Raw genomic sequence first — 20,985 nt, 5'->3', positions numbered from 1 at the left:
TACTCTTCGAGCGCTGCGAAACCCATCTCGTCCCCTACCGCGTCGACTCTCCGGAGCACCGGCAGAACATTCCGGACCAATCCAGTCTCAACGACCCGGACCAGCGGAGTCAAGAGGAGAAAAGGCGGTAATCATCCCGCTTACCGCGACTCGCAGCACCGATTACCCATAACGTCGACACCTCCGACATCAGCCCCGGAGGGTGCCGCCCGAAAAGCTCGGACGGCCGACGGGAAGTAACAGCGATGATTATCCACAGGTCTTCCGGACCGTGTTACGTTCAATTCCGAGGCCGATCCCGAATACTGTCGACAGAGGTGGTGCTCCGGTGTTCCCAGGCGTCGCCCGACCTGCCGATGAGACTCCGCTCCCGGCATCGTCCGCGCAGGAGCGGTTCTGGTTCGTCGACCAACTGCGACCGGGCACCGGCCTGCACAACCTGGCCTTCGGCCTGGACGTGGCGGGCGGGCTGGACACCGGCGCGGTCGAGCGCGCCCTGACCGCCGTCGTCCGACGGCACGAAGTCCTGCGCACCCGCTTCGAGGTGCGCGAGGGCGTGCCGGTGGTGCGGTACGCGGCCGAACCCGGCGACCTGCTGGAGGTCCGTGAGGTCGACGGCGCGGCGCGGGTGGAGGAGGCGACCCGGGAGCTGGCGCACCGGCCCTTCGACTACGTGACCGGGCCGATGCTGCGGGTCGCGCTGCTGCGCTCGGCGCCCGATCGGCACCGGCTGGTGCTCGTCGCACACCACGCGGTCTTCGACGGCTGGTCCCTCGGGGTGTTCCTGGCCGAGTTCGCGGAGCTGTACCGCGCCGAGGCGGCCGGTCGGCCCGCCCGGCTGCCCGAGCTGGAACTCCAGTACCGCGACTACACGGCGTGGCAGCGCCGAGCGCAGGACGACGGCGGGTTCGACGGGGACCGGGACTACTGGACCGCGCTGCTGGGTGCCGGCGGCGGGTGCCCGCCGCTGGAGTTGGCCACCGACCTGCCGCGACCGGCGCGCCCAGGGATGCGGGGCCGAGCCCACCGGTTCACCGTGCCCGTCGAGGTGGCCGATCGGGTGGCACGGGCCGCTGCCGAGGATTCGGCAACGCCGTTCACCGCGTGGCTGGCGCTGTTCGCGCTGCTGCTGCGCCGGCATGGCGCGCCGGATGACCTCTGCGTCGGCGGCCCGGTCTCCCACCGGCCCGACCAGCGCTTCGAGCACCTGATCGGCCCGTTCCTCAACGTCCTGGTGTTCCGCTGCGACCTGGGCGGCGACCCGACGTTCCGCGAGTTGCTGATCCGGCTGCGCGCCACGGTGACCGGGGCTCTGGCGCACCAGCGGCTCCCGCTGCAATCGCTGTCCGACGGGCCGGGCGGGCGGCGCGGTGCCGGCTCGCCGCCGTTCCGGGTGGCGCTGGCGTTCCAACCCTCCGCCGCCGGCGCGGTGGAACTGGGCGACGGCTTGGCGGTGCGTGCGTTCCCCGTCGAGGTCGAGCACGCGCAGAACGACCTGTCGCTGTTCCTCACCCCCACCGGCGGCGGGCTGGACGCGATGCTGGTGTACGACACCGACCTGTTCCGGGCCGACACCGTCGAGCGGCTGTGCGCCGAACTGCTGGACCTGGCGCGGCGGTTGACCCGGGACCCGGACCTGCCGCTCGCCCGGTTGCGCGCCCGCCGCGTCGAACGCCCGGACCGGGTCGCCCGAACCGGGATGTTCCCCTTGGCCCGCCAACAGCACGTGTGGGCAGCGGGCGAGCGCGAGCGGCCGGGCGACCCGGGGTGGAAGTCCGCGAGCCTGCTGGACGGCGCATTCGACCCGGCCGAGCTGCGCACGGCGCTGTCCCGGCTGGAGCGGCGGCACGTGGTGCTGCGCACGCGGCTGCACGTGCCCGAGGAGGGACCGAGGCTGCGGATCGCCGATCTCGGCGCTCTGGAGCTGCGCGAGCACGACCTGACCTCCGACGAAGAGCTCGCGGTACTGGTGGAGCGGGTCGTCTCGGCCCCGGTGGACCTGACCTCCGTTCCCCCGCTCACCGTCGACCTGGTCCGCGTGCGCCACCGGAGCGTGCTGCTGGTGACCACGCACCGGTTCGCGCTCGACGAGGAGTCCCACCGGCTGCTGCTGGCCGAGCTGCGGCACGGCAGCCCGTCCGCCGACGAGGAGGGGCCCGGGTTCACCGACTACGCGCTGTGGCAGCACCGACAGCACCGGCCCGGCGAACTGCCCGCGCACCACCCGGTCCGGCCGCTCGACCTCCCTCCCGGGCGGCGCGGGGCGACGGGGACGACCCGGCTGCCGCTGGAAGTGCCGACGCAGCGGTTGGCCGCGCTGTGCGCCGAGGAAGGCGTGCCGCCGGAGAGCGCGGTGATCGCCGGGGTGGCCGTGGTGCTGGCGCGCTACACGGGTTCGCACGACCTGGTCGTCGGCGCGCATTCGACCGATCGCGTGCTGCCGGGGACGGCCGGGTGCTACACCGAGGTGCTGCCGGTGCCCGTCGTGGTGTCCGAGGACGCCACCTTCCGGGAGCTGGTGCGGGCGACCGCCGCCGCGCGGGCCGACGCCGAGGCACGCCGCGCCGGGCCGGCCGGTCCACCGGTCGCCGTGGCGGTGCGGACGCCCGAACCCGCGCCGCCCGGAGTCACGGACATCGGCCCCGGCACGCCGTTCGACCTCTTGGTGGACGTGCGGTGGGGCGTGGACGGGCCGGCGGGCGAGGTGCGTCTCCGGGCCGAGGCCACGACCGCGCCGGGGCTGGCCGACCACCTCGCGCACGTGCTCGGCGAGCTCGCCGGACACCCGGACCGGCCGGTCGGGCGCACCCCCACCCTGCCGCCCTCCGAACACGAGGCGGTGCTGCACGCCCTCACCACACCGGACCTCCCCGACGACGCGACGCTGCACGGCCGCTTCGAGGAGTGGGCCGGGCGCACGCCGGACGCGCCGGCACTGGACGACGGCGGTCGGGAGTGGACCTACGGCGAGTTGGAGGCGTGGGCCAACCGGATCGCGCACGGCTTGATCGCGGCGGGGCTGCCCGCCGGGCGGCCGGTGGCGCTGCTGATGCGCAACGGGCCGGCCTCGGTGGCCGCGCTGCTCGGCGTGCTCAAGGCGGGCGGGGTGTTCGCGTGCCTGGACCCCCGCACCCCCGCGACCCGGCTGACCCGGGTCCTCGCCGACCTGGGGCCGGCGCTGGTGCTGGCCGACCGGCGCGCGGCGGCCCAGCTCGACGGGGTTGCCGAGGTCGTCGTCGTGCCGGACGCGGACGGGGACGGCGGCTGGGCCGACGGGCCGGCCGGAGCGCCCTGTCCCGGGGTTCGCCCGGACGCACCGGCCTACATCGCCCACACCTCCGGCTCGACCGGCCGGCCGAAAGCCATCCCGCACCGCCACGCGGATCTGGCGCAGTTCGTGCGCTGGCAGAGCGAGGAGTTCGGCATCGGCCCGGGCTCGCGGGTCGGCCAACTCGCCGAACTGCCGTTCGACGTGGCCTACTGCGAGGTGTTCGGCGCGCTGTGCCACGGTGCCACGCTGTGCCTGCGCCCGGAACCCGGCGCGGCCGACCCGGCGGTGCTCGCCGACTGGCTGCGCGAGCGGCGGATCACCCTGCTCCAGATCATCCCCCGGCTGTTCCGGGAGGTGCTGCGGGCCCTGGACGCGCACGGACGGGCCGAGCGGTGGCTCGCCGGGCTGCGCACCGTGCTGTTCGTGGGCGAGGCATTGCCCTCGGAACTGGTGTCCGGGCTGCTGCGGCGGTTCGACCGGTTGCGACCGGTGAACGTGTACGGCCCGACCGAGGTGGTGGCGGCGACCTTCCACCCGGTCGAACGCCTGTCGGAGGGCACGGCCACCGTGCCGATCGGGCGGCCGATCCCCGGCCGGGCGCTGGTGCTGCGCGACGAGCAGGGCCGGTTGTGCCCGCCCGGCGTGGTCGGCGAGATCTGGATCGCCAGCCGCTACCTGTCCGGCGGCTACCTCGGCGACGACGGGCAGACCCGGCTGCGCTACCGGCCGAGCCCGTTCCCGGAGCTGCCCGGCGTGCTCTACCGGACCGGCGACCTCGCGGTGCTGCGGCACGACGGCGTCCTGGTGTTCTCCGGGCGCGCCGACAACCAGGTGAAGCTCTCCGGTGTCCGGGTGGAGCTGGAAGAGGTCGCGGCGGCCGTCGAGGCGCACCCCGCCGTGCGGGAGGCCGCCGCGCTGGTGCGCGACGACGGCGAGTCCCAGCGGCTGGTGGTCTACGTGGTGGCCGACGCCCCGGTCGACGACCTGCCGGAGTTCCTGCGCCGCACCGCGCCCCGGCACTTCGCGCCCCACGTCGTCGTGCCGCTGGAGGCGCTGCCGCGCAACAGCAACGGCAAGGTCGACCGGGCCGCACTGCCCGAACCGCCCGCCAGGACCGCCGTCGCGGGCCGGTCCGGGACACCGCTGGAGCGGCATCTGGCCGAGCTGGCTGCCACGGTGCTCGGCGTGGACCGGGTGGGTCCCGACGAAGACGTGTTCGACCTGGGCGGCAACTCCCTGCAAGCCGCCAGGTTCGTCAACCGCATCAGGGAGATCTACGGCGTGGACGTCCCGCTGCACGCCGTGCTGGAGAACCCGACCGTCGCCGCCACCGCCGCGCTGGTGGAGCGCGCGCGACGCGACCTGGGCCACCACGACCGGCTCGCCCGCATCGAACAGGACCTCGACCGGCTGTCCGACGACGAGGTCCGCGCCCTGCTCGCCCGACACCGGACCGCGAGCGCCGACCACGAACTGGAGAACCGCGACTCCCATGGCACAGTCCCCAGCGGCACCGGCCGACCGGCCGGTGCGTGAGCTCACCCTCGACGACTACACCCTCGCCGAACTGGGCGCGATCGCCCGTGAACGGCCGCTGCTGCGGCTGTCCGAGGAGGTCGCCAAGAACATCGACGACGGCGCGCGGTACGTGCTGTCCATCTCCCGGCAGGACCGGCACATCTACGGGGTGAACACCGGTTTCGGTTCGCTGTGCGAGACCCGCATCCCGCCGGACAGGATGTCCGACCTCCAGCACAAGCACCTGATGTCGCACGCCTGCGGCGTCGGCGAGGCGGTGCCCGAGCACATCTCCCGGCTGGTGATGCTGGTCAAGGTGCTGACGTTCCGGGCCGGGCACTCCGGCGTCGCGCTGTCCACCGTGCAGCGGATGCTGGAGCACTGGAACGCCGACGTCATCCCGGTGATCCCCAAGCGCGGCACGGTCGGCGCGAGCGGCGACCTCGCGCCGCTGGCGCACCTGGCGCTGCCCCTGATCGGCTTGGGCGAGGTGCACCACCGGGGACGGGTCGCGCCGGCGGCGGACGTGCTGCGCGAGCTGGGCTGGCAACCGCTGCGGCTGGGCCCCAAAGAGGGCTTGGCGCTCACCAACGGCGTGCAGTACATCAACTCGCTGGCCACCGACTCGATCCTGCGCGCCGGGGAGCTGATCAAGGCCGCCGACCTGATCTGCGCGCTGAGCATCCAGGCGTTCAGCTGCGCGGAGACGTTCTACCAGCAGGTGCTGCACGACACCTCACGGCACCCGGAGCGCGGCGTGGTCGCGGCGAACCTGCGCGAGCTGCTGGAGGGCAGCAACCACTACGAGCTGCCCGGGTGCAACGCGGCCAAGGAGGACCCGTACTCGTTCCGGTGCGCGCCCCAGGTGCACGCCGCCGTCCGACAGACCCACGGCTTCGCCGACTCCGTGGTCGCGCGGGAGTGCAACAGCGTCTCGGACAACCCCCTGTTCTTCGCCGACAGCGACCAGGTCATCCTGGGCGGCAACCTGCACGGCGAGTCCACCGCGTTCGCGCTGGACTTCCTCGCCGTGGCGGTGAGCGAACTGGCCAACATCTCCGAGCGGCGCACCTACCAACTCCTGTCCGGCCAGCACGGTCTGCCCGACTACCTGGCGACCGAACCGGGCCTGGACTCCGGGCTGATGATCCCGCAGTACACCTCGGCGTCACTGGTCAACGAGAACAAGGTGCTCGCCACCCCGTCCAGCATCGACACCATCCCGACCTGCCAGTTGCAGGAGGACCACGTCAGCATGGGCGGCACCGGTGCCTACAAGCTCGACCGGATCATCCGCAACACCGAGTACGTGCTGGCGATCGAGCTGCTCACAGCCGTGCAGGCGATCGACCTGAACCCGCAGCTCCGACTGTCCCGGGCGACCAGGCCGATCGTGGAGGCGTTCCGGGAACGGGTGCCGTTCCTCGCCGAGGACCGGTTCCAGGCACACGACATCGAGCAGGCGCGGACGCACCTGCGCGCCCACCGGTCCCACTGGGCCGCCACGCTGGCGTGAGGAAGGGAGGGAGATGACATCGGCGGCCGAGGAGCGGCGCGCGCTGGCCGAACTGCTGCTGCGCGGGCAGTTGACGGCGGAACGGGCGGGGTCGGCGATCCGACGGCGCCCGCGCCCGCACGACCCGGTGCCGCTGGCACCCGCGCAGGAGCGCATCTGGCTCGCCGAGCGGCTGGACCCGGGCGGCGGGGTGCACAACGAGTTGGTCGCGGTGCGGCTGCGCGGCCCGTTCCTGGCCGACCGGGTGGGGCCGTGCGTGGCCGCCGTGGTGCGCCGGCACGAGGCGTTGCGCACCGCGTTCATCGAGGTCGACGGCGACCCGGCGCAGGTCGTGGTGGCGGACGCGGTGGGCGGCGCGCGGGTCGAGTCGGTCGCGCACCTGCCCGTCGCGGACCGGGAGCGCGCCGCGCACGCACTGGTCCGCGACTCCGTCGCCCGGCCGTTCGACCTGGCCCGGCCGCCGCTGCTGCGGGTCCTGGTGGTCGTGCTGGCCGAGGACGACCACCTGCTCGCGGTCGTGGCACACCACATCGTCTCCGACGGCTGGTCCATCCGGATCGTGCTCGACGAGTTGATGACGGCCTACACCGGTGGGCCGCAGCGGCCCGAGCCGCCGGTGCAGTTCGCCGACTGGGCGCTGTGGCAGCGCGAGCGGGCCGGCGACGAGGCGTCGGCCGACCGGCTCGGGTACTGGCGGGACCGACTCGCCGACGCTCCCCGGGCGTTGGAGCTGCCGACCGATCGCGAACGGCGGCCCGGCCCGGCGCACCGGGGCGGCGAGCACCTCTTCACGGTGCCCCCGGCCTCGGTGGCGGGGTTGACCCGGCTCGCCCGCACCGCGCACGCCTCGCTGTTCATGGTGTTGGCGGCGGCCTTCCAGGCCGTGCTGGCCCGGTACTGCGGGCAGGACGACATCGTGCTCGGCACGCCGACCGCCGGACGGGCGCGGACCGAGGTCGAAGGGGTGGTCGGCTGCTTCATCAACCCGGTGGCGCTGCGCACCTCCACGGCGGGCGACCCGACGTTCCGCGAGTTCCTGGGCCGGGTGCGCAGCGTGGTGCTCGACGCGTTCGCACGCCAGGACGTGCCGTTCGACCAGGTCGTGGAACAGCTGCGGCTGCCCCGCGACCCGAGCCGCAACCCCGTCTACCAGGTCATGCTGACCCTGCACAACGAGCCGCTGGAGGTGCGCGCCCCGGACGGGGTGCGGGCGGAGGTCGTGCCGGGTCTGGGCGGCCGGGCCAAGTTGGACCTCCTGCTGGGCTTCGTCGAGGAGCGCGACGGCGGGCTGACCGGACACCTGGAGTACGACGCGGACCTCTTCGAGCGCGGCACTGCGGCCCGGCTGGCCGACAGCCTCGTCGTGCTGCTGGACGGCGTGCTCGCCGACCCGGACCGGCGGCTGGGCGACCTGCCGCTGCTGCGCGCCGACGAGCGGGCCCGCCTGCTGGCCGACTGGGTGCGCCCGGTCACCACCGCCGTGCCCGGCCGGTGCCTGCACGACATCGTCGCCGGGCACGCGCGGGCCACGCCGGACGCGGTGGCCGTGGTCGACGGCGACCGGCGGATCGGCTACGGCGACCTCGACGCGCGAGCCGACCACCTCGCGGCGTGGCTGCGTTCGCGGGGGGTCCGGCGCGGCACCCCCGTGGCACTGTGCCTGCCGCGCGGTGCCGAGCAGGTCCTGGCGGTGCTGGGCGTGCTCAAAGCGGGCGGCGCGTACGTGCCGGTCGCCGTGGACGACCCGGCGGACCGGGTGCGGGCGGTGCTCGCCGGCACCGGTGCCCCGCTGCTGCTGACCACCACCGCGCTGGCCGGGCGGCTGTCCTGGTCGCCCGTGCCGGTGCTGTCGGTCGACGCGGCACCCGCGGAGGTCGACGCGCCGCCGCCGGAGCGGGGCGACCCCTCCGACCTGGCCTACGTGATCCACACCTCCGGCTCCACCGGCCGGCCCAAGGGTGTGCGGATCGAGCACCGCAACGTCCTGCGACTGGTGGGCGACGTCGGCGGTCTGCACGGGTTCTCCGCCCGGGACACCTGGTCCATGTTCCACCACTACGGCTTCGACGTGTCCGTGTGGGAGGTGTTCGGCGCGCTGCTGCACGGCGGCCGACTGGTCGTTGTGCCGCACGAGGTCAGCCTGTCCCCGCCGGCGCTGCACCGCCTGCTGGCCGCCGAGGGCGTCACGGTCCTGTCGCAGACCCCCACCGCATTCGCGGGCACGGTCGCGGCGGCACAGCACGCCCCCGAGCGGCTGGACCGGCTGCGACTGGTCGTGCTCAGCGGCGAGCGACTGGACTTCCGGCTGCTGGCCGACTGGTACGAACGGTTCCCGGCGCAGGACACCACCGTGGTCAACCACTACGGCCCCACCGAGACGACGATCTGGGTCACCCACCGGGCGATGTCCCCCGCCGACACCGGTGCCGCCCGCAGCTACCTGGGCGGCCCGCTGCCCTCGGCCCGGCTGCTGGTGGCCGACCACCGACTGGAGCCGGTGCCGGTCGGCGCGCCGGGCGAACTGCTCGTCGCGGGTCCCCTGGTCGGGCCGGGCTACCACGGCCACCCCGCCGAGCAGTCACGGCTGTTCGTGCCCGACCCGCACGTGCCGGGCCGGGTCTGCTACCGCACCGGGGACCTCGTCCGCCGCACCGCCGACGGCGATCTGGAGTACCTGCGCCGGATCGACGACCAGGTCAAGGTGCGCGGCTTCCGGATCGAACTGGGCGAGGTGGAGGTCGCGCTGCGGGCGCACCCGGACGTGGTGGACGCCGTGGCCTCGGTCCGGCCGGACGACGGCGGGTCGGCGTCGCTGGTGGCCTACGCGGTGCCCGCCGCCACCGCGACTCCCGATCCCCGGTCCCTGCGGGCGTTCCTGGCCGACCGGCTTCCCCAGCACCTGGTGCCCTCGCGGATCGGTCTGCTGGAGCGGGTGCCGACCACCGGAAACGGCAAGGTCGACCGCCACGCGCTGCCGCCGATCGCCGAACAGCGGCAGGATTACGTGCCGCCCGCCGACGCCACCGAGGAGCTGCTGGCCCGCGCGTGGGCGCGACTGCTCGGCGTGGAGCGGGTCGGCGTGGAGGACAACGTGTTCGAACTGGGCGCGCACTCGCTGTTGGTGCTGAGGCTGCACCGGATCGTGCGCGCGGACCTGCCGGACCTCGACATCGTCGACGTCTTCCAGCACCCGACCGTGCGCGGCCTCGCCCGGCACGTCACCGCCGGTGCCCCGGCCGCAGCCCACCTGGACCGGGCACGCGAGCGGGCGGCCCGGCGCAGGCGGGCACGGACCGGGCACGACCACAGCGAGGAGGAGCAGCGGTGACCGACGCGCACGCGCCCGACCCGGGGACGAGCATCGCCGTCGTCGGCATGGCAGGCCGGTTCCCCGGAGCCGCCGACACCGACGAGTTGTGGCGGAACCTGGCCGGTGGCGTGGAATCCATCACGTTCTTCGACCGCGCCGAACTGCTCGCCGCCGGGGTGCCGGCGGCGACCGCGGACGACCCCCGGTACGTGCCCGCGCGGGGTGTGCTGCGCGACGTCGGCCTGTTCGACGCGGGATTCTTCGGCTACAGCGCCCGCGACGCCCAGATCATCGACCCCCAGCAGCGGCTGTTCCTGGAGTGCGCCTGGGAGGCGGTCGAGCACGCCGGCCACGACACCGCCCGCTTCGACGGCCAGGTGGGCGTCTACGCCGGGTCGAGCCTGAGCGGCTACCTGCTGCACCTGCTCACCGACCGGCGCCTGCTGGAGACCGTGGGCCCCTACCGGATGATGCTGGCCAACGACAAGGACCACCTGACCATGCGGGTGGCGCACAAACTGGACCTGCGCGGGCCGGCGATCACCGTGCAGACGGCCTGTTCCACCTCGCTGGTCGCGGTCCACCAGGCGTGCCAGGCGCTGCTGTCGCAGGAGTGCGACATGGCCTTGGCCGGCGGGGTCACCATCGCCCTGCCGCAGGTCGCCGGGTACCGGTACGAGGACGAGGGCATCATGTCGCCCGACGGGCACTGCCGGGCGTTCGACGCGACGGCGGCGGGCACGGTCGCGGGCAGCGGCGCGGGCGTGGTCGTGCTGCGCAGGCTGGCCGACGCGCTGCGCGACGGCGACACCGTGCACGCGGTGGTGCTGGGCTCGGCGGTGAACAACGACGGTGCCGGCAAGGCCGGCTACACCACGCCGAGCAGCGCCGGCCAGGCGGCGGTGATCACCGAGGCGCTGGCCGTGGCGGGCGTCGACCCGGCCACGGTGTCCTACGTGGAGGCCCACGGCACCGGAACCGCGCTGGGCGACCCGATCGAGGTCTCCGCGCTGGGCTCGGCGCTGGGCGCGCCGGCGGGCGGGTCGCGGGTGCTCGGCGCGCTGAAGACGAACATCGGCCATCTCGATGCCGCCGCAGGCGTGGCCGGGCTGATCAAGGCGGTCCTCGCGCTGGGCCACCGCGCGCTGCCCGGCACCCTGCACTTCACCGAGCCCAACCCCAGGGCCGGGTTCGCGGCGGCGGGGCTGAGGGTGAGCGCCGGGCTGACCGCGTGGGAACCGCCGCCGGGCCTGCCGCGCCGGGCCGGTGTCAGCTCGTTCGGCATGGGCGGCACGAACGCGCACGTCGTGCTCCAGGAGGCCGCGCCGCCGGTTCCGACCGGCCCGGCTCGGCAGTGGCAGGTGCTGGCGCTGTCGGCGGCGACGGCCACGGCCCTGCCGGTGGCGGCGGCGAAGCTCGCCGGGCACCTGGCGGCGAACCCGGACGGGTTGGCCGACGCGGCCTTCACCCTCCAGGTCGGCCGCCGCGTGCTGCGGCACCGCCGGGCGGTGGTCTGCCGCGACGTCGAGGAGGCCGTGACCGCCCTGCGCGGCGGCGTGCCCGGGCACGCCGCCGAGGGCGACGGCCCGACCGGCAGGCGACCGGTGTTCATGTTCCCCGGTCAGGGCGCGCCCGCCGCGAGTGCGGTCGCCGCGCTGCACGCGGACGAGCCGGTCTTCCGCGAGCACGTGGACCGGGGCGCGAAACTGGCCGCTCCCGCGCTTGGCGCGGACCTCCGCGACGTCCTGCTCTCCGGTGACCCGGACGCGTTGCGCGACACCGCCGTGGCGCAGCCGGCCCTGTTCACCCTCCAGCACGCGCTGGCGCGGTTGTGGATCTCCTGGGGAGTGCGGCCGGAAGCGGTGATCGGGCACAGCGTGGGCGAGTTCACCGCCGCGTGCCTGGCCGGTGTGTGGAGCTTCGAGGACGCCCTGGGCCTGCTGGTCGCGCGCGGTGCGCTGATGCGCGGGCTGGAGCCGGGCGTGATGCTGGGCGTCCCCCTGCCCGAGCGGGAGCTGACCGGACTGGTGACCGGCGACATCGCGCTGGCCGCCGTGAACGCGCCCGACCTGGGGGTGGTGGCCGGACCGGTGGACGCGGTCACCGCGCTCGAAGCAGCGCTGGTCGCGCGCGGTGTCACCACGCGGCGGCTGCACACCGGGCTGGCGTTCCACTCACCCCTGGTGGAACCGGCGATGGCGGGTTTCCGCGAGGCGGTGGCACGCGTGTCCGCGAGCCCTCCCCGCCTGCCGTTCGTCTCGACGGTCACCGGGACGTGGATCACCGACGAGCAGGCCGTGAGCCCCGACTACTGGACCCGGCACATGCGCGCGACCGTGCTGTTCTCGGCCGGTGTGCGCTCCCTGCTGGACGCGGCACCGCGCGTGCTGCTGGAGGTGGGTCCGGGCGGCACGCTGTCCGCGCTGGCCCGCCGGCACGGCGCGGCGGGCACGGCGGTGGTCACCTCGCTGCCCGGCCGGTCCGCCGGCGGACCGGCCGGGGCTCTGGCCGGCTTGTGGGCGGCGGGCGTCGACGTCGACTGGGACGCCTACCACCGGGGTGCTCGTCGGCGCCGGATTCCGCTGCCGACGTACCCGTTCGAACGCGAGCGGCACTGGGTGAACGGCGGGCACTTGCCCACCGCCGACCGCCCCGAGCCGACCCCCGTGCGCGCCCCGGTGCCCGAAGCCGGATCGCCCGCCGACCCGGACGAGGGCGACGAGGTGGTGCGAGTGGTGCTGGACATCTGGCGGGACATGCTCGGCTCCGACCGGATCGGCCCGCACGACTCGTTCGTGGACCTCGGCGGGCACTCCCTGCTGGCCACCCAGATCACCGGGCGGCTGCGGGAGGCGTTCGACGTCACCGTGTCGGTGGAGCTGCTGTTCGAGTCCGGCACTCCGGCGCGGCTGGCGGCCGAGGTGGAACGGCTGCTGGTCGAGGAGTTGGCGTCGCTGAGCGACGCGGAAGTCCGGCGCTTGTCCGAATCGGACTGACCACGCCCCCGCCCACGTGAAAGGACGCCGATGCCCCCGTCCCCGACCGCCGAGCAGTGCGAGCTGCGGCACGCGGTGCGCGCCCTGTTGTCAGCACCCGAGGTCGATCGGATCCGCGCGCGGCACGCCGACGCCGCACCCGGCGACGAGGTGGACGTGCGACCCGTGCACCGCCTGCTCGGCGCACACGGGCTGCTGGCGGTCAGCTGGCCGCGCGAGTACGGCGGCGGCGGGCGCACCGCCGTCGAGGCGGCGATCGTGCACGAGGAGATCGTCCGCAGCGGGCTGCCGGACCTGAACTACGTGGTGTCCATCTGCTACGTCGGGGACTTCCTGCTCATGGCGGGCAGCGACGCGTTGCGCGCCGCGTACCTGCCCGGCCTGGCCGCCGGTGAGAGCAACGCCTGCACGCTCTACAGCGAACCCGACGTCGGCTCGGACCTCGGCGCGCTGGCCGGCCGGGCCGAGCCGGTCGACGGCGGCTACCGGCTGCACGCCACGAAGGTGCACGCCCAGGCCACCCGGTACGCCGACTACGCCCTGGTGGCCGCCAGGATCGGCGAGCGCGGCGCGGCCAAGCACGACGGGGTCACCCTGTTCTGGGTGCCGCTGACCGCGCCGGGCGTGCGCGTGGAGCAGGTCGAGGGGCTCAACGACCACCCGTTCAGCCGGGTGGAGTTCGACGGCGTCGTGGTGCCCGCCGACCACGTCGTGGGGCCGCCCGGCCAGGGGTGGCCGCTGCTCAACGAGGCGCTCACGCTGGAGCGCACCGGGTTCGAGGCGCACCTGAAGGTCCGGTCCTGGCTGCGCGCGGTGGCCTCCCGGGCCGGTCGACCGATCGACACCCGGGTCGCGGACCGGTTGGTGGCGCTGGACGTCGAGGTCGCGGCAGGTGCCGCGCTGGCCTGGGACATGGTCGGCAAGCAGGCGCGGCGGGAGATCGACGACGTCGGCTCGGCGATGTCCAAGTGGTACAACACCGAACTGGGCGCGCCGGTCGCCCGGCTGGCCCTGGAGGTCGAGGGCCTGGCGGGACTGCGCCCCGGCCCTCGCCCCGGCGAGCCCGGACCGGGGCGGGCTGAGCAGTTCCTCCGCGAGAGTCCCGGCCTCACGCTGTCGGCGGGCACCTCCGAGATCATGCTGTACACGATCAGCAGCGGGCACCTGCGGGTGCACGCGGAGCACGGGGGGCCGAGCACGCTCGACGACCCCCACGCCGCATTCCGCCGCAGGCTGTCCGGTTTCCTGGCGCGCGGCGCCGCGCAGTGGTCCGCGCTGGCCGGGGCGAACCTCGTACGGCTCACGCTGCCCGTGGCCGCCGGCGGTCTCGGAGAGCGGCTCGGCGGTTCGCTGGCAGTCGCGGAGGAGATGGGCCGCGCGCTGCTGCGCGGCCCCTGGGCGGGCACCGTCGCCCTGGCCGAGGCTCTCGCCGACGCCGGCCCGGCGGGACCGCTGTGGCCACTGGTGCGCGCAGTCGCCGGCGGCGGGTGCACCATCGCCGTCACCGCGGACGTGGCCGCGCACCGCGACCCGCTCGAACTCGTCGCCTCCGACAGGGGATACCGGCTCACCGGCGAGGCCGTGGCCGTCCCGTTCGCCGACCAGGCGGACCTGCTGCTGGTGGTCGCCCACACCGCCACCGGACCGAGGTTCGCACTGGCCGAGCGCACCCGGCCCGAAGTCGCGGCCCGGCCGGTCCCCGACGTGAGCGGCGGGCGGCTGTGCCACGTGACGTTCGACGCCGCTCCGGTGGCCGCCGAGCACGTGCTCTGGTCCCCCGGCGAACCGGCCGCGCGGAACCTGGTGTCGCGGCTGTGGCTGCGGCACGCGGGCCACCTGCTCGGCGTGGCGCAGCGCGCGCTGGACCTGGTGTTGGCGCACACCCGACGACGCAGGCAGTTCGACGCGGCGATCGCCACCTTCCAGCACGTGTCCTTCCGGTTGGCGGCGGCGGCGACCAGACTGCACGCCGCGCGGCGACTGTTGCACGACCTCGCCGCCGGCCTGCCGGATCACGCGCGCGTCGCGGCGGCGCTGGCCCTGGTCGCCGAACTCGCGGCGGACGTCACGGGCGATGCGCTGCACCTGCACGGGGCAAGCGGCCTGACCGACACCGCCGAGGTCCAACGCCACTACCGACACGCCGCCGCGGAGGGCCTGCTGTACGGCTCGCCCGGCACGTTGCGGACGGTGGCCATCGCCTTGGGCGCCACTGGACCGCGGTGGGCCGACGACTCCTGCCCCTGACCGCCACCCGGGCCGACCGGCACACCGACACGACAGCGGGAGGCCGCCCGGATACCTGCCGGGCGGCCCTTCACCGGCTGCCGGACAATCCCCGGCGCGCCGCAGCCACGATCCGGGCGCTGTCGACGCCCGCCCGCGCCAGCAACCACCGCTGGCTGCCCGCGACCGGGAAGAACTCGTCGGCCGCCGTGAGCCTCAGCACGCGCACCGGCGCGTGCTCGGCCAGTGCCTCGGCCACGGCGGAGCCGAGGCCGCCCGGCCCCCAGTGCTCCTCGGCGGTCACCACCACCCGCGCGCCGATCGCGGCGGCGACCAGTGCGTCGACGTCCAGCGGCTTGACGGTGTGCAGGTTGAGCACGGTGACGCCCACGCCGTCCGCCGCCAGCACGTCGGCCGCCTCCAGCACGGCCAGCACCGGGAACGGCCCGCAGGCCACGAACAGCGCGGTGGCTCCCGGCGGCCGGCGCAGCACCTGTGCCCGGCCCAGCCGGACCGCAGGCGCGGTGTCGGGGAGGTCCGGCGTGGGCCCGCGCCCCAGCCGCAGGTACACCGGCCCGTCGACGTCCACTGCGGCGGCGAACAGGGCCCGCGCCTGGCCCGCGTCGGCGGGCACTACGACGGTCATGTTCGGCAGCGCCCGCATCACCGCCACGTCCTCCAGGCTGTGGTGGGTCGGGCCGAGGTGCCCGGCGGACAGGCCGCCGTGGGTGGCCGCGATGCGCACCGGCAGGCCGGTCAGGGCGATGTCGACCTTGACGCTTTCCAGCGCCCTGGTGGCGGCGAAGGTGGCCATCGTGTTGACCACCGGCACCCGCCCCGACCGGGCGAGCCCCGCTGCGACGCCCATCATGTTCTGCTCGGCGATGCCCAGGTTGAGGTACCGGTCCGCAGCCGGGCCGAAGTCCACGCCGGAGAACAGCCCGGTGTCGCTGTCCACGCACACCAGCCGCTCGTCGGCGGCCATCAACTCCACGAGCAGGTCGCGGTACGCCTCCCGGCCGGACGGCGACGCCCCGGCGCTCACCCGGCAGCCGTCCCGGCGCGGGCGCGCAGCACCGCCAGCGCCCTGTCCCGCTGCCGCTCGCCCAGCCGGGCGTAATGGCTGCGCACCTGCCCTTCCACGTGAGGCAGGCCCTTGCCCTTGACCGTCTTGGCGATCACGGCGGTGGGCCGGCCGCGCTCGCTCGGGGCACGCAGGGCGGCGGTCAGCGCCGCCGGGTCGTGCCCGTCCACCTCGACCACGCTCCACCCGAACGCCCGCCACTTCGCGGCGAGCGGCTCCAGGCCGGTCACCGCTTCGGTCGGGCCGGTGATCTGCAACCCGTTGCGGTCCACCACGGCCGTGAGCGAGTCCACCCCGGCCGCGCCGGCTGCCATCGCGGCCTCCCACACCGACCCCTCCTGCAACTCGCCGTCGCCGAGCACGACGAAGCAGCGCCGGTCGGAGCCGTCCAGCCGCGCGGCCAAGGCGTAGCCCAGACCGAGCGGCAGGCCGTGCCCGAGCGCCCCGGACGGCATCTCCACACCGGGCACCGCCGTGGTCGGGTGGGCCATCAGCGAACTGCCGGGCAGGCAGTACTCGTCCAGCCGCCGCACCGGGAAGTAGCCCCGCTCGGCCAGCACCGCGTACAGGGCGATGGCCGCGTGTCCCTTGCTGAGCAGCAGCACGTCCCGCTCCGCCGCGTCCGGGCGGGCGGGGTCGCCCCGCAGGACCCTCCGGTAGAGCGTGAGCAGCACCTCCACCAACGACATCGAGCCGCCCAGGTGGCCGCCTTCCGGGCCGGCGCACATCCGCACCACGTGCTCCCGCACCCGCAACGCGGCCTCGGCCAGCGCCTCGTCGGTGTCGACGGCCGGACCGGGGAAGGTCATCGAGGTCATGTCACCACCCGTCTTTCCCGGAGCCCTCGACCAGGCGCAGCCCGGTGGCTCGGGGTGCGGGGGCCGCCGCCGTCCCCATCTGTTCGACCGCGACTCGCAGCACCTGTATCCCCCTGGTGTAGTCGGCGAGGTTGATGTGTTCGTCGGGTGTGTGGTCCAGCCGGCTGTCGCCGGGACCGTAGGTGGCCATCGGGACACCGCGCCACGACTCCGCGAGGGTGTTCATGTCCGACGTGGCGGTCTTGACCTTCATCACCGGCCGGCCGCGTTGGGACCGGATGGCGCGGGCCAGCGCGCGCACCACCGGATCGGTGCGGCGGACCCGGCACGCCGCGACCGAGTTGATCAACGTCAGCTCGCCCTCGGGCAGCCGCTGCCGCAGGGCCGCGAGCAACGCGCCGGTGTCGTAGCCGACCGGGGTCCGCACGCTCAGCTCCGCCTCGGCCGAGGTCAGCCCGCCGGTGATGGAGGTGAGGGTGGCGCCGGGCGCGTCGAACCGGGTGTGCCCGGCGTCGGGGCCGAGCACTTCCAGCAGGGCGGGCCAGGCACGGGCGACGAGCTCGGCGGCCTTCGGTTCGGGGTGGGTCGGGTGCACCGAGGCTCGGTCGACCCGGTAGCGCAGGTCGACCTTGCCCCGGTAGCCGAGCACGACCGACGACCAGCCGCTGGGTTCGCCGATGACCAGCGCGTCCGGCGGGCGGTGCCGTTCGCGGACGGCGGTGGCACCGCGCGAACCGGGAGTCTCCTCCTCCACCACGCCCACGACGACGACCCGCCCGCGCATCGCGGTCGCGCACGCCGCCGCGCAGATCATCGCCGCGAGCGGGCCCTTGGCATCCACCGCGCCGCACCCGTAGAGCCGGCCGCCGGCCGAGCGGACCGGCAGGTCGCCGGGGACGGTATCCATGTGCCCCAGCAACATCACGGTGGGGCCGCTGCCCCGGCGGATCTCCCCGACGGCGTTGCCCACCTCGTCGATGTGGGCGTCGAAGCCGAGTTCCCGCATGGCGTCGATCAGAAAGGCGGCCAGCGCGGCCTCCCCGTACGACGGCGAGGGGATCTCCAGCATCCGGCGCAGCAGGCCCACGGCGTGGGTGTCGGTCACCCCGTGCTCGGCGTTCACCCCGCCGCCTCGACGAGCCTGGTGCCGGCGCCCGCCAGGGCGGCGCTGACCGGGTGTGCCCGGCGGCCGTCGGCGACGACCACCACGGGCACACCGCCGGCCAGCGCTTCCCGCCCGGCGATCAGCTTCACCGCCATCCCGCCGCGCACGCCGGTGGGCAGCGCGTCGCCCGCCAGTTCCAGCACTGGTCTGGCCGAAGTCTCGTCGGCGGGGTCGGCCAGCACCCCGGCGGCACCGGTGAGCAGCACCAGGCCGGTCGCGCCCAGTTCCGCCGCGACGGCGGCGGCGACGCGGTCGGCGTCGGTGTTGACCGGTCGGCCGTCCTCGGCCAACGCCGGCGGCGACACCACCGGGACGTGGCCCTCCGCGAGCAGCCCGCGCAGCAGCCGTCCGTTGACCCCGGTGATCCGCCCGCTGTGGTTGTCGCGGACGATGACGGTGCGGCCGTCCACCACGGCGCGGTGCGCGCTCTTGCGACGGGCCCGGAGCAGCCCGCCGTCCAGGCCGGTGAGGCCGACCGCCGACGCGCCTGCGGCGGCGAGTCCGGTCACCAGCCGGGGTTTCACCGCGCCCGCCAGCGCGAGCTGCAGGACCTCGAGGGTGGCGGCGTCGGTGTGCCGGGTGGACACCCCGTCGGGCGCCACCAGCCGGCGCGACGGCACGCCGAGCCTGCGCGACAGGTCTTCGACGTCGGCGGAGCCGCCGTGCACCAGCACCACCCGGCGGCCCGCCAGGACCAGGCCGGCCACGTCCCGGCACACCGCGTCCGGATCGACCGCGGCGTTGCCACCGCACTTGACCACCAGCGTTGCGGACATCGTCCTCCGATCAGCTCGGGTGCAGGCCGGGGAACTCCAGGCCGAGCGCCTCGGGCAGCCCGAACCTGATGTTCACGCACTGGACGGCGTTCCCGGCTCCGCCCTTGACGAGGTTGTCCAGCGCCGCGACCAGCAGTCCCGCGCGGGCGGCACCGTCCACCGCGAACCCGACGTCGCAGAAGTTCGAGCCGGTCAGGATCTTCGGCTCCGGGAGCCGGTACAGGCCACGGCGTTCGGCGACCACCCGGACGAACCGCTCGTCCCGGTAGCGGGCCCGGTAGGCGGCGCGGACGGCGCGCTCGTCGACGCCCTCGGCGAACCGGACGCGGCACAGCACCTGGACGCCGCGCACCGCCTCCACCCCGGTCGCGGTCATCCGGACCGCGAGCCCGGTCTCCTGGGTGATCTCGGCTTCGTGCCGGTGGCCCAGCGGTGCGAACACCCGCATGGCACCGGAGCGCTCGGCGTGCAGGTTCTCCGAGCCGGCCGAGGCACCCGAACCGCTGGAGCCGGTGCGGGCGTCGACGGCGACCTCGCCGTCGATCAGCCCTGCGTCGGCGAGCGGTGCCAGCGCCAGCACACCCGCCGTGGCCATGCAACCCGGCACGCCGATCCGGTCGGCGGTCCGCAGCCGGTCGCGGTACCGCTCAGGCAGTCCGGGTGTGAACGTGCCCAGCAGTTCGGGCGCGGTGTGCTCGACGCCGTAGTGCCGCCGGTAGGTCTCGGGGTCGCTCAGCCGGAAGTCGCCGGACAGGTCGACCAGGACGTCCGCGCGGTCGAGCACGCCGGGCAGCGACCGCATGGTGTCGCGGTGGCCCGAGGCGAGGAACACGACGTCGTAGCGGTCCAGTTCGGACGCCGAGCGGAAGACGAGATCGGTGCGCCCGCGCAGGTTCGGGTGGGTGCTGTCGACGCGGCGGCCCGCCATGCGCTCGGACGTGGTGTGCACCAGCCGCACCTCGGGGTGCCCCGTCAGGATGCGCAGCAACTCGCCGCCGATGTAACCGGCACCCCCGACGACTGCGGCGGTGATCACGCGCGCAGCCCGGTGACGAGGTGCTCGACGACCCGGTCGGCGACGTCCAGCCGGCCCTCGTGCGCGGCGTGGAACCCGGCGAACTCGACCCGGTGGTTGACCTCCAGCACGAGCAGCTCGCCATCCGCGCCCTCGACCAGGTCGACGCCCGCGATGTCCGCCGCGACGGCCGTCGTCGCGGCGAGCGCCGCCTTGGTCAGTTCGGTGGTCACCGGGCAGGGTTCGCTGACCGCGCCGCGCGCGACGTTGGTCCGCCAGCCGGAGGACCGGCGGTAGGTCGCGCCGACCACTTCGCCGCCGACGACCACCACCCGCAGGTCGCGGGCCAGGTCCGGCACGCACTCCTGCACGTACACCACGTGGGATCGCGGGCCGGGCAGCGCGGCGACGTGCTCCAGCACGGTCGTCGCGGTGTGCCGGTCGGGAATGAGGGACACCAGCCGGCCCCACGAGCCCACCAGCGGCTTGATCACCGCCGGGTAGCCGATGTCCTCCATCGCGTCGAGCGCCGCCTCGGGGGTGAGCGCGAGGGCGGTTCGCGGGGTCGGCACGCCGGCGGCGGACAGCGCCACCGAGGTGCGCCACTTGTCGCCGCACACCTCGGTGGCCGCCGCCGAGTTCACCACGGAACGGCCCATCGCCTCCAGGGCGGACGCCGCGTACACGGCTCTGGTGTGGCCGATCTCCCGGTTGAGCACCACACCCCACCGCTCCGGCACCCGCTCCCCCAGCACCGAGCGCAGCCGCCGGGTGTCGACCTGCACGTGGGCCACCCCGCGACGGCTCAGCGCGGCGAGGAGCAACCTCTCCTCCAGCCGCACCTGTGAGGCGAGGACCGCAACCGTACGTTCCATCTCTCCCCGCATTCCGCTTGTGCCCGTCCTCCGACCACAGTGGCAGCAACCGGGCCGTCGAGCGTCCTCGCGGCGGCGAGTCCGACGTCAGCCCCGCGACCACGTGGGGGTCAACGCCGCTCGTACCCGTCCAGCAGCGGTCCCCGCCCGACCAGTCCCGCGCCGAGGGTGTCGCCGGCGGACGGGTCGATGACCAGGAACGCCCCGGCGCAGCGGTCGTCGGTGTAGTCCCCGACCGGCAGCGGTTCGCCCGTGCGCACGCCGACCACGCCGATCTCGTTGATCCGCAACCACATCGGGTCGCGCACGAGACTCAGGTTCTGCTCGTCGAACCGGGTGCGCAGCTCGGTGACCACTGCCTGGACCGTGCGGGTGCCGTGCTTGACCAGCACCCGCGCGCCCGGGGTGAGCGGCT

General features: G+C 74.7%; 11 protein-coding genes and 1 pseudogene. 5 read left to right on the top strand and 7 right to left on the bottom strand.

What is annotated here, in order from left to right; translation table 11 throughout:
• The first annotated feature begins 328 nt into the window (after positions 1-328).
• Genes AB0I60_RS34540 through AB0I60_RS34520 form a run of 5 tightly spaced genes read left to right on the top strand, consistent with a single transcriptional unit; the run spans position 329 to position 14,858 of the window.
• A complete protein-coding gene (locus AB0I60_RS34540) occupies positions 329-4,807 on the top strand; it encodes an amino acid adenylation domain-containing protein (RefSeq protein ID WP_360737678.1) in 4,479 nt (1,492 codons plus the stop codon).
• Positions 4,764-6,305, top strand: coding sequence for a histidine ammonia-lyase (gene hutH / locus AB0I60_RS34535; RefSeq protein ID WP_360737676.1), 1,542 nt, complete (start codon positions 4,764-4,766; stop codon positions 6,303-6,305). The genes AB0I60_RS34540 and hutH overlap by 44 nt, the downstream gene beginning before the upstream one ends.
• A gap of 13 nt (positions 6,306-6,318) precedes the next feature.
• The gene (locus AB0I60_RS34530; RefSeq protein ID WP_360737673.1) at positions 6,319-9,633 is read left to right on the top strand and encodes an amino acid adenylation domain-containing protein; all 3,315 of its coding nucleotides are present in this window, start codon (positions 6,319-6,321) and stop codon (positions 9,631-9,633) included.
• Complete coding sequence (locus tag AB0I60_RS34525) at positions 9,630-12,611, top strand: type I polyketide synthase (RefSeq protein WP_360737671.1); 2,982 nt, start codon at positions 9,630-9,632, stop codon at positions 12,609-12,611. Before AB0I60_RS34530 ends, AB0I60_RS34525 begins: the two co-directional genes overlap by 4 nt.
• 30 nt (positions 12,612-12,641) lie before the next feature.
• A complete protein-coding gene (locus AB0I60_RS34520; RefSeq protein WP_360737669.1) occupies positions 12,642-14,858 on the top strand; it encodes an acyl-CoA dehydrogenase family protein in 2,217 nt (738 codons plus the stop codon).
• A 70-nt stretch (positions 14,859-14,928) separates the two neighbouring features.
• On the opposite strand, the gene AB0I60_RS34515 is transcribed toward AB0I60_RS34520, so the two are convergent.
• The 7 genes and pseudogenes from AB0I60_RS34515 to AB0I60_RS34485 all read right to left on the bottom strand — a co-directional run.
• Complete coding sequence (locus AB0I60_RS34515; protein WP_360737666.1) at positions 14,929-15,882, bottom strand: transketolase C-terminal domain-containing protein; 954 nt, start codon at positions 15,880-15,882, stop codon at positions 14,929-14,931.
• Entirely contained in the window at positions 15,879-16,739 is an 861-nt protein-coding gene (locus AB0I60_RS34510; protein WP_360737663.1) for a transketolase, read from the bottom strand. Before AB0I60_RS34510 ends, AB0I60_RS34515 begins: the two co-directional genes overlap by 4 nt.
• A gap of 1 nt (position 16,740) precedes the next feature.
• Positions 16,741-17,862 carry a M20/M25/M40 family metallo-hydrolase gene (locus AB0I60_RS34505; protein ID WP_360737661.1) on the bottom strand — a complete coding sequence of 374 codons (1,122 nt, stop codon included), beginning with the start codon at positions 17,860-17,862 and terminating at the stop codon, positions 16,741-16,743.
• Complete coding sequence (locus AB0I60_RS34500; protein WP_360737659.1) at positions 17,859-18,680, bottom strand: [LysW]-aminoadipate kinase; 822 nt, start codon at positions 18,678-18,680, stop codon at positions 17,859-17,861. The genes AB0I60_RS34505 and AB0I60_RS34500 overlap by 4 nt, the downstream gene beginning before the upstream one ends.
• A gap of 10 nt (positions 18,681-18,690) precedes the next feature.
• Positions 18,691-19,716: an N-acetyl-gamma-glutamyl-phosphate reductase gene (gene argC / locus AB0I60_RS34495; protein ID WP_360737657.1), complete on the bottom strand. Its 1,026-nt coding sequence runs from the start codon at positions 19,714-19,716 to the stop codon at positions 18,691-18,693.
• Positions 19,713-20,570: a RimK family alpha-L-glutamate ligase gene (locus tag AB0I60_RS34490; protein ID WP_360737655.1), complete on the bottom strand. Its 858-nt coding sequence runs from the start codon at positions 20,568-20,570 to the stop codon at positions 19,713-19,715. The genes argC and AB0I60_RS34490 overlap by 4 nt, the downstream gene beginning before the upstream one ends.
• 110 nt (positions 20,571-20,680) lie before the next feature.
• A pseudogene (locus AB0I60_RS34485) lies at positions 20,681-20,985 on the bottom strand (sulfate adenylyltransferase); the annotation flags it as partial.

This window comes from Actinosynnema sp. NPDC050436 (assembly GCF_040655415.1).
GTDB lineage: Bacteria > Actinomycetota > Actinomycetes > Mycobacteriales > Pseudonocardiaceae > Actinosynnema.
Note: the sequence above shows the minus strand (reverse complement) of the source record. Positions and strands in the feature narration are given on the sequence as shown.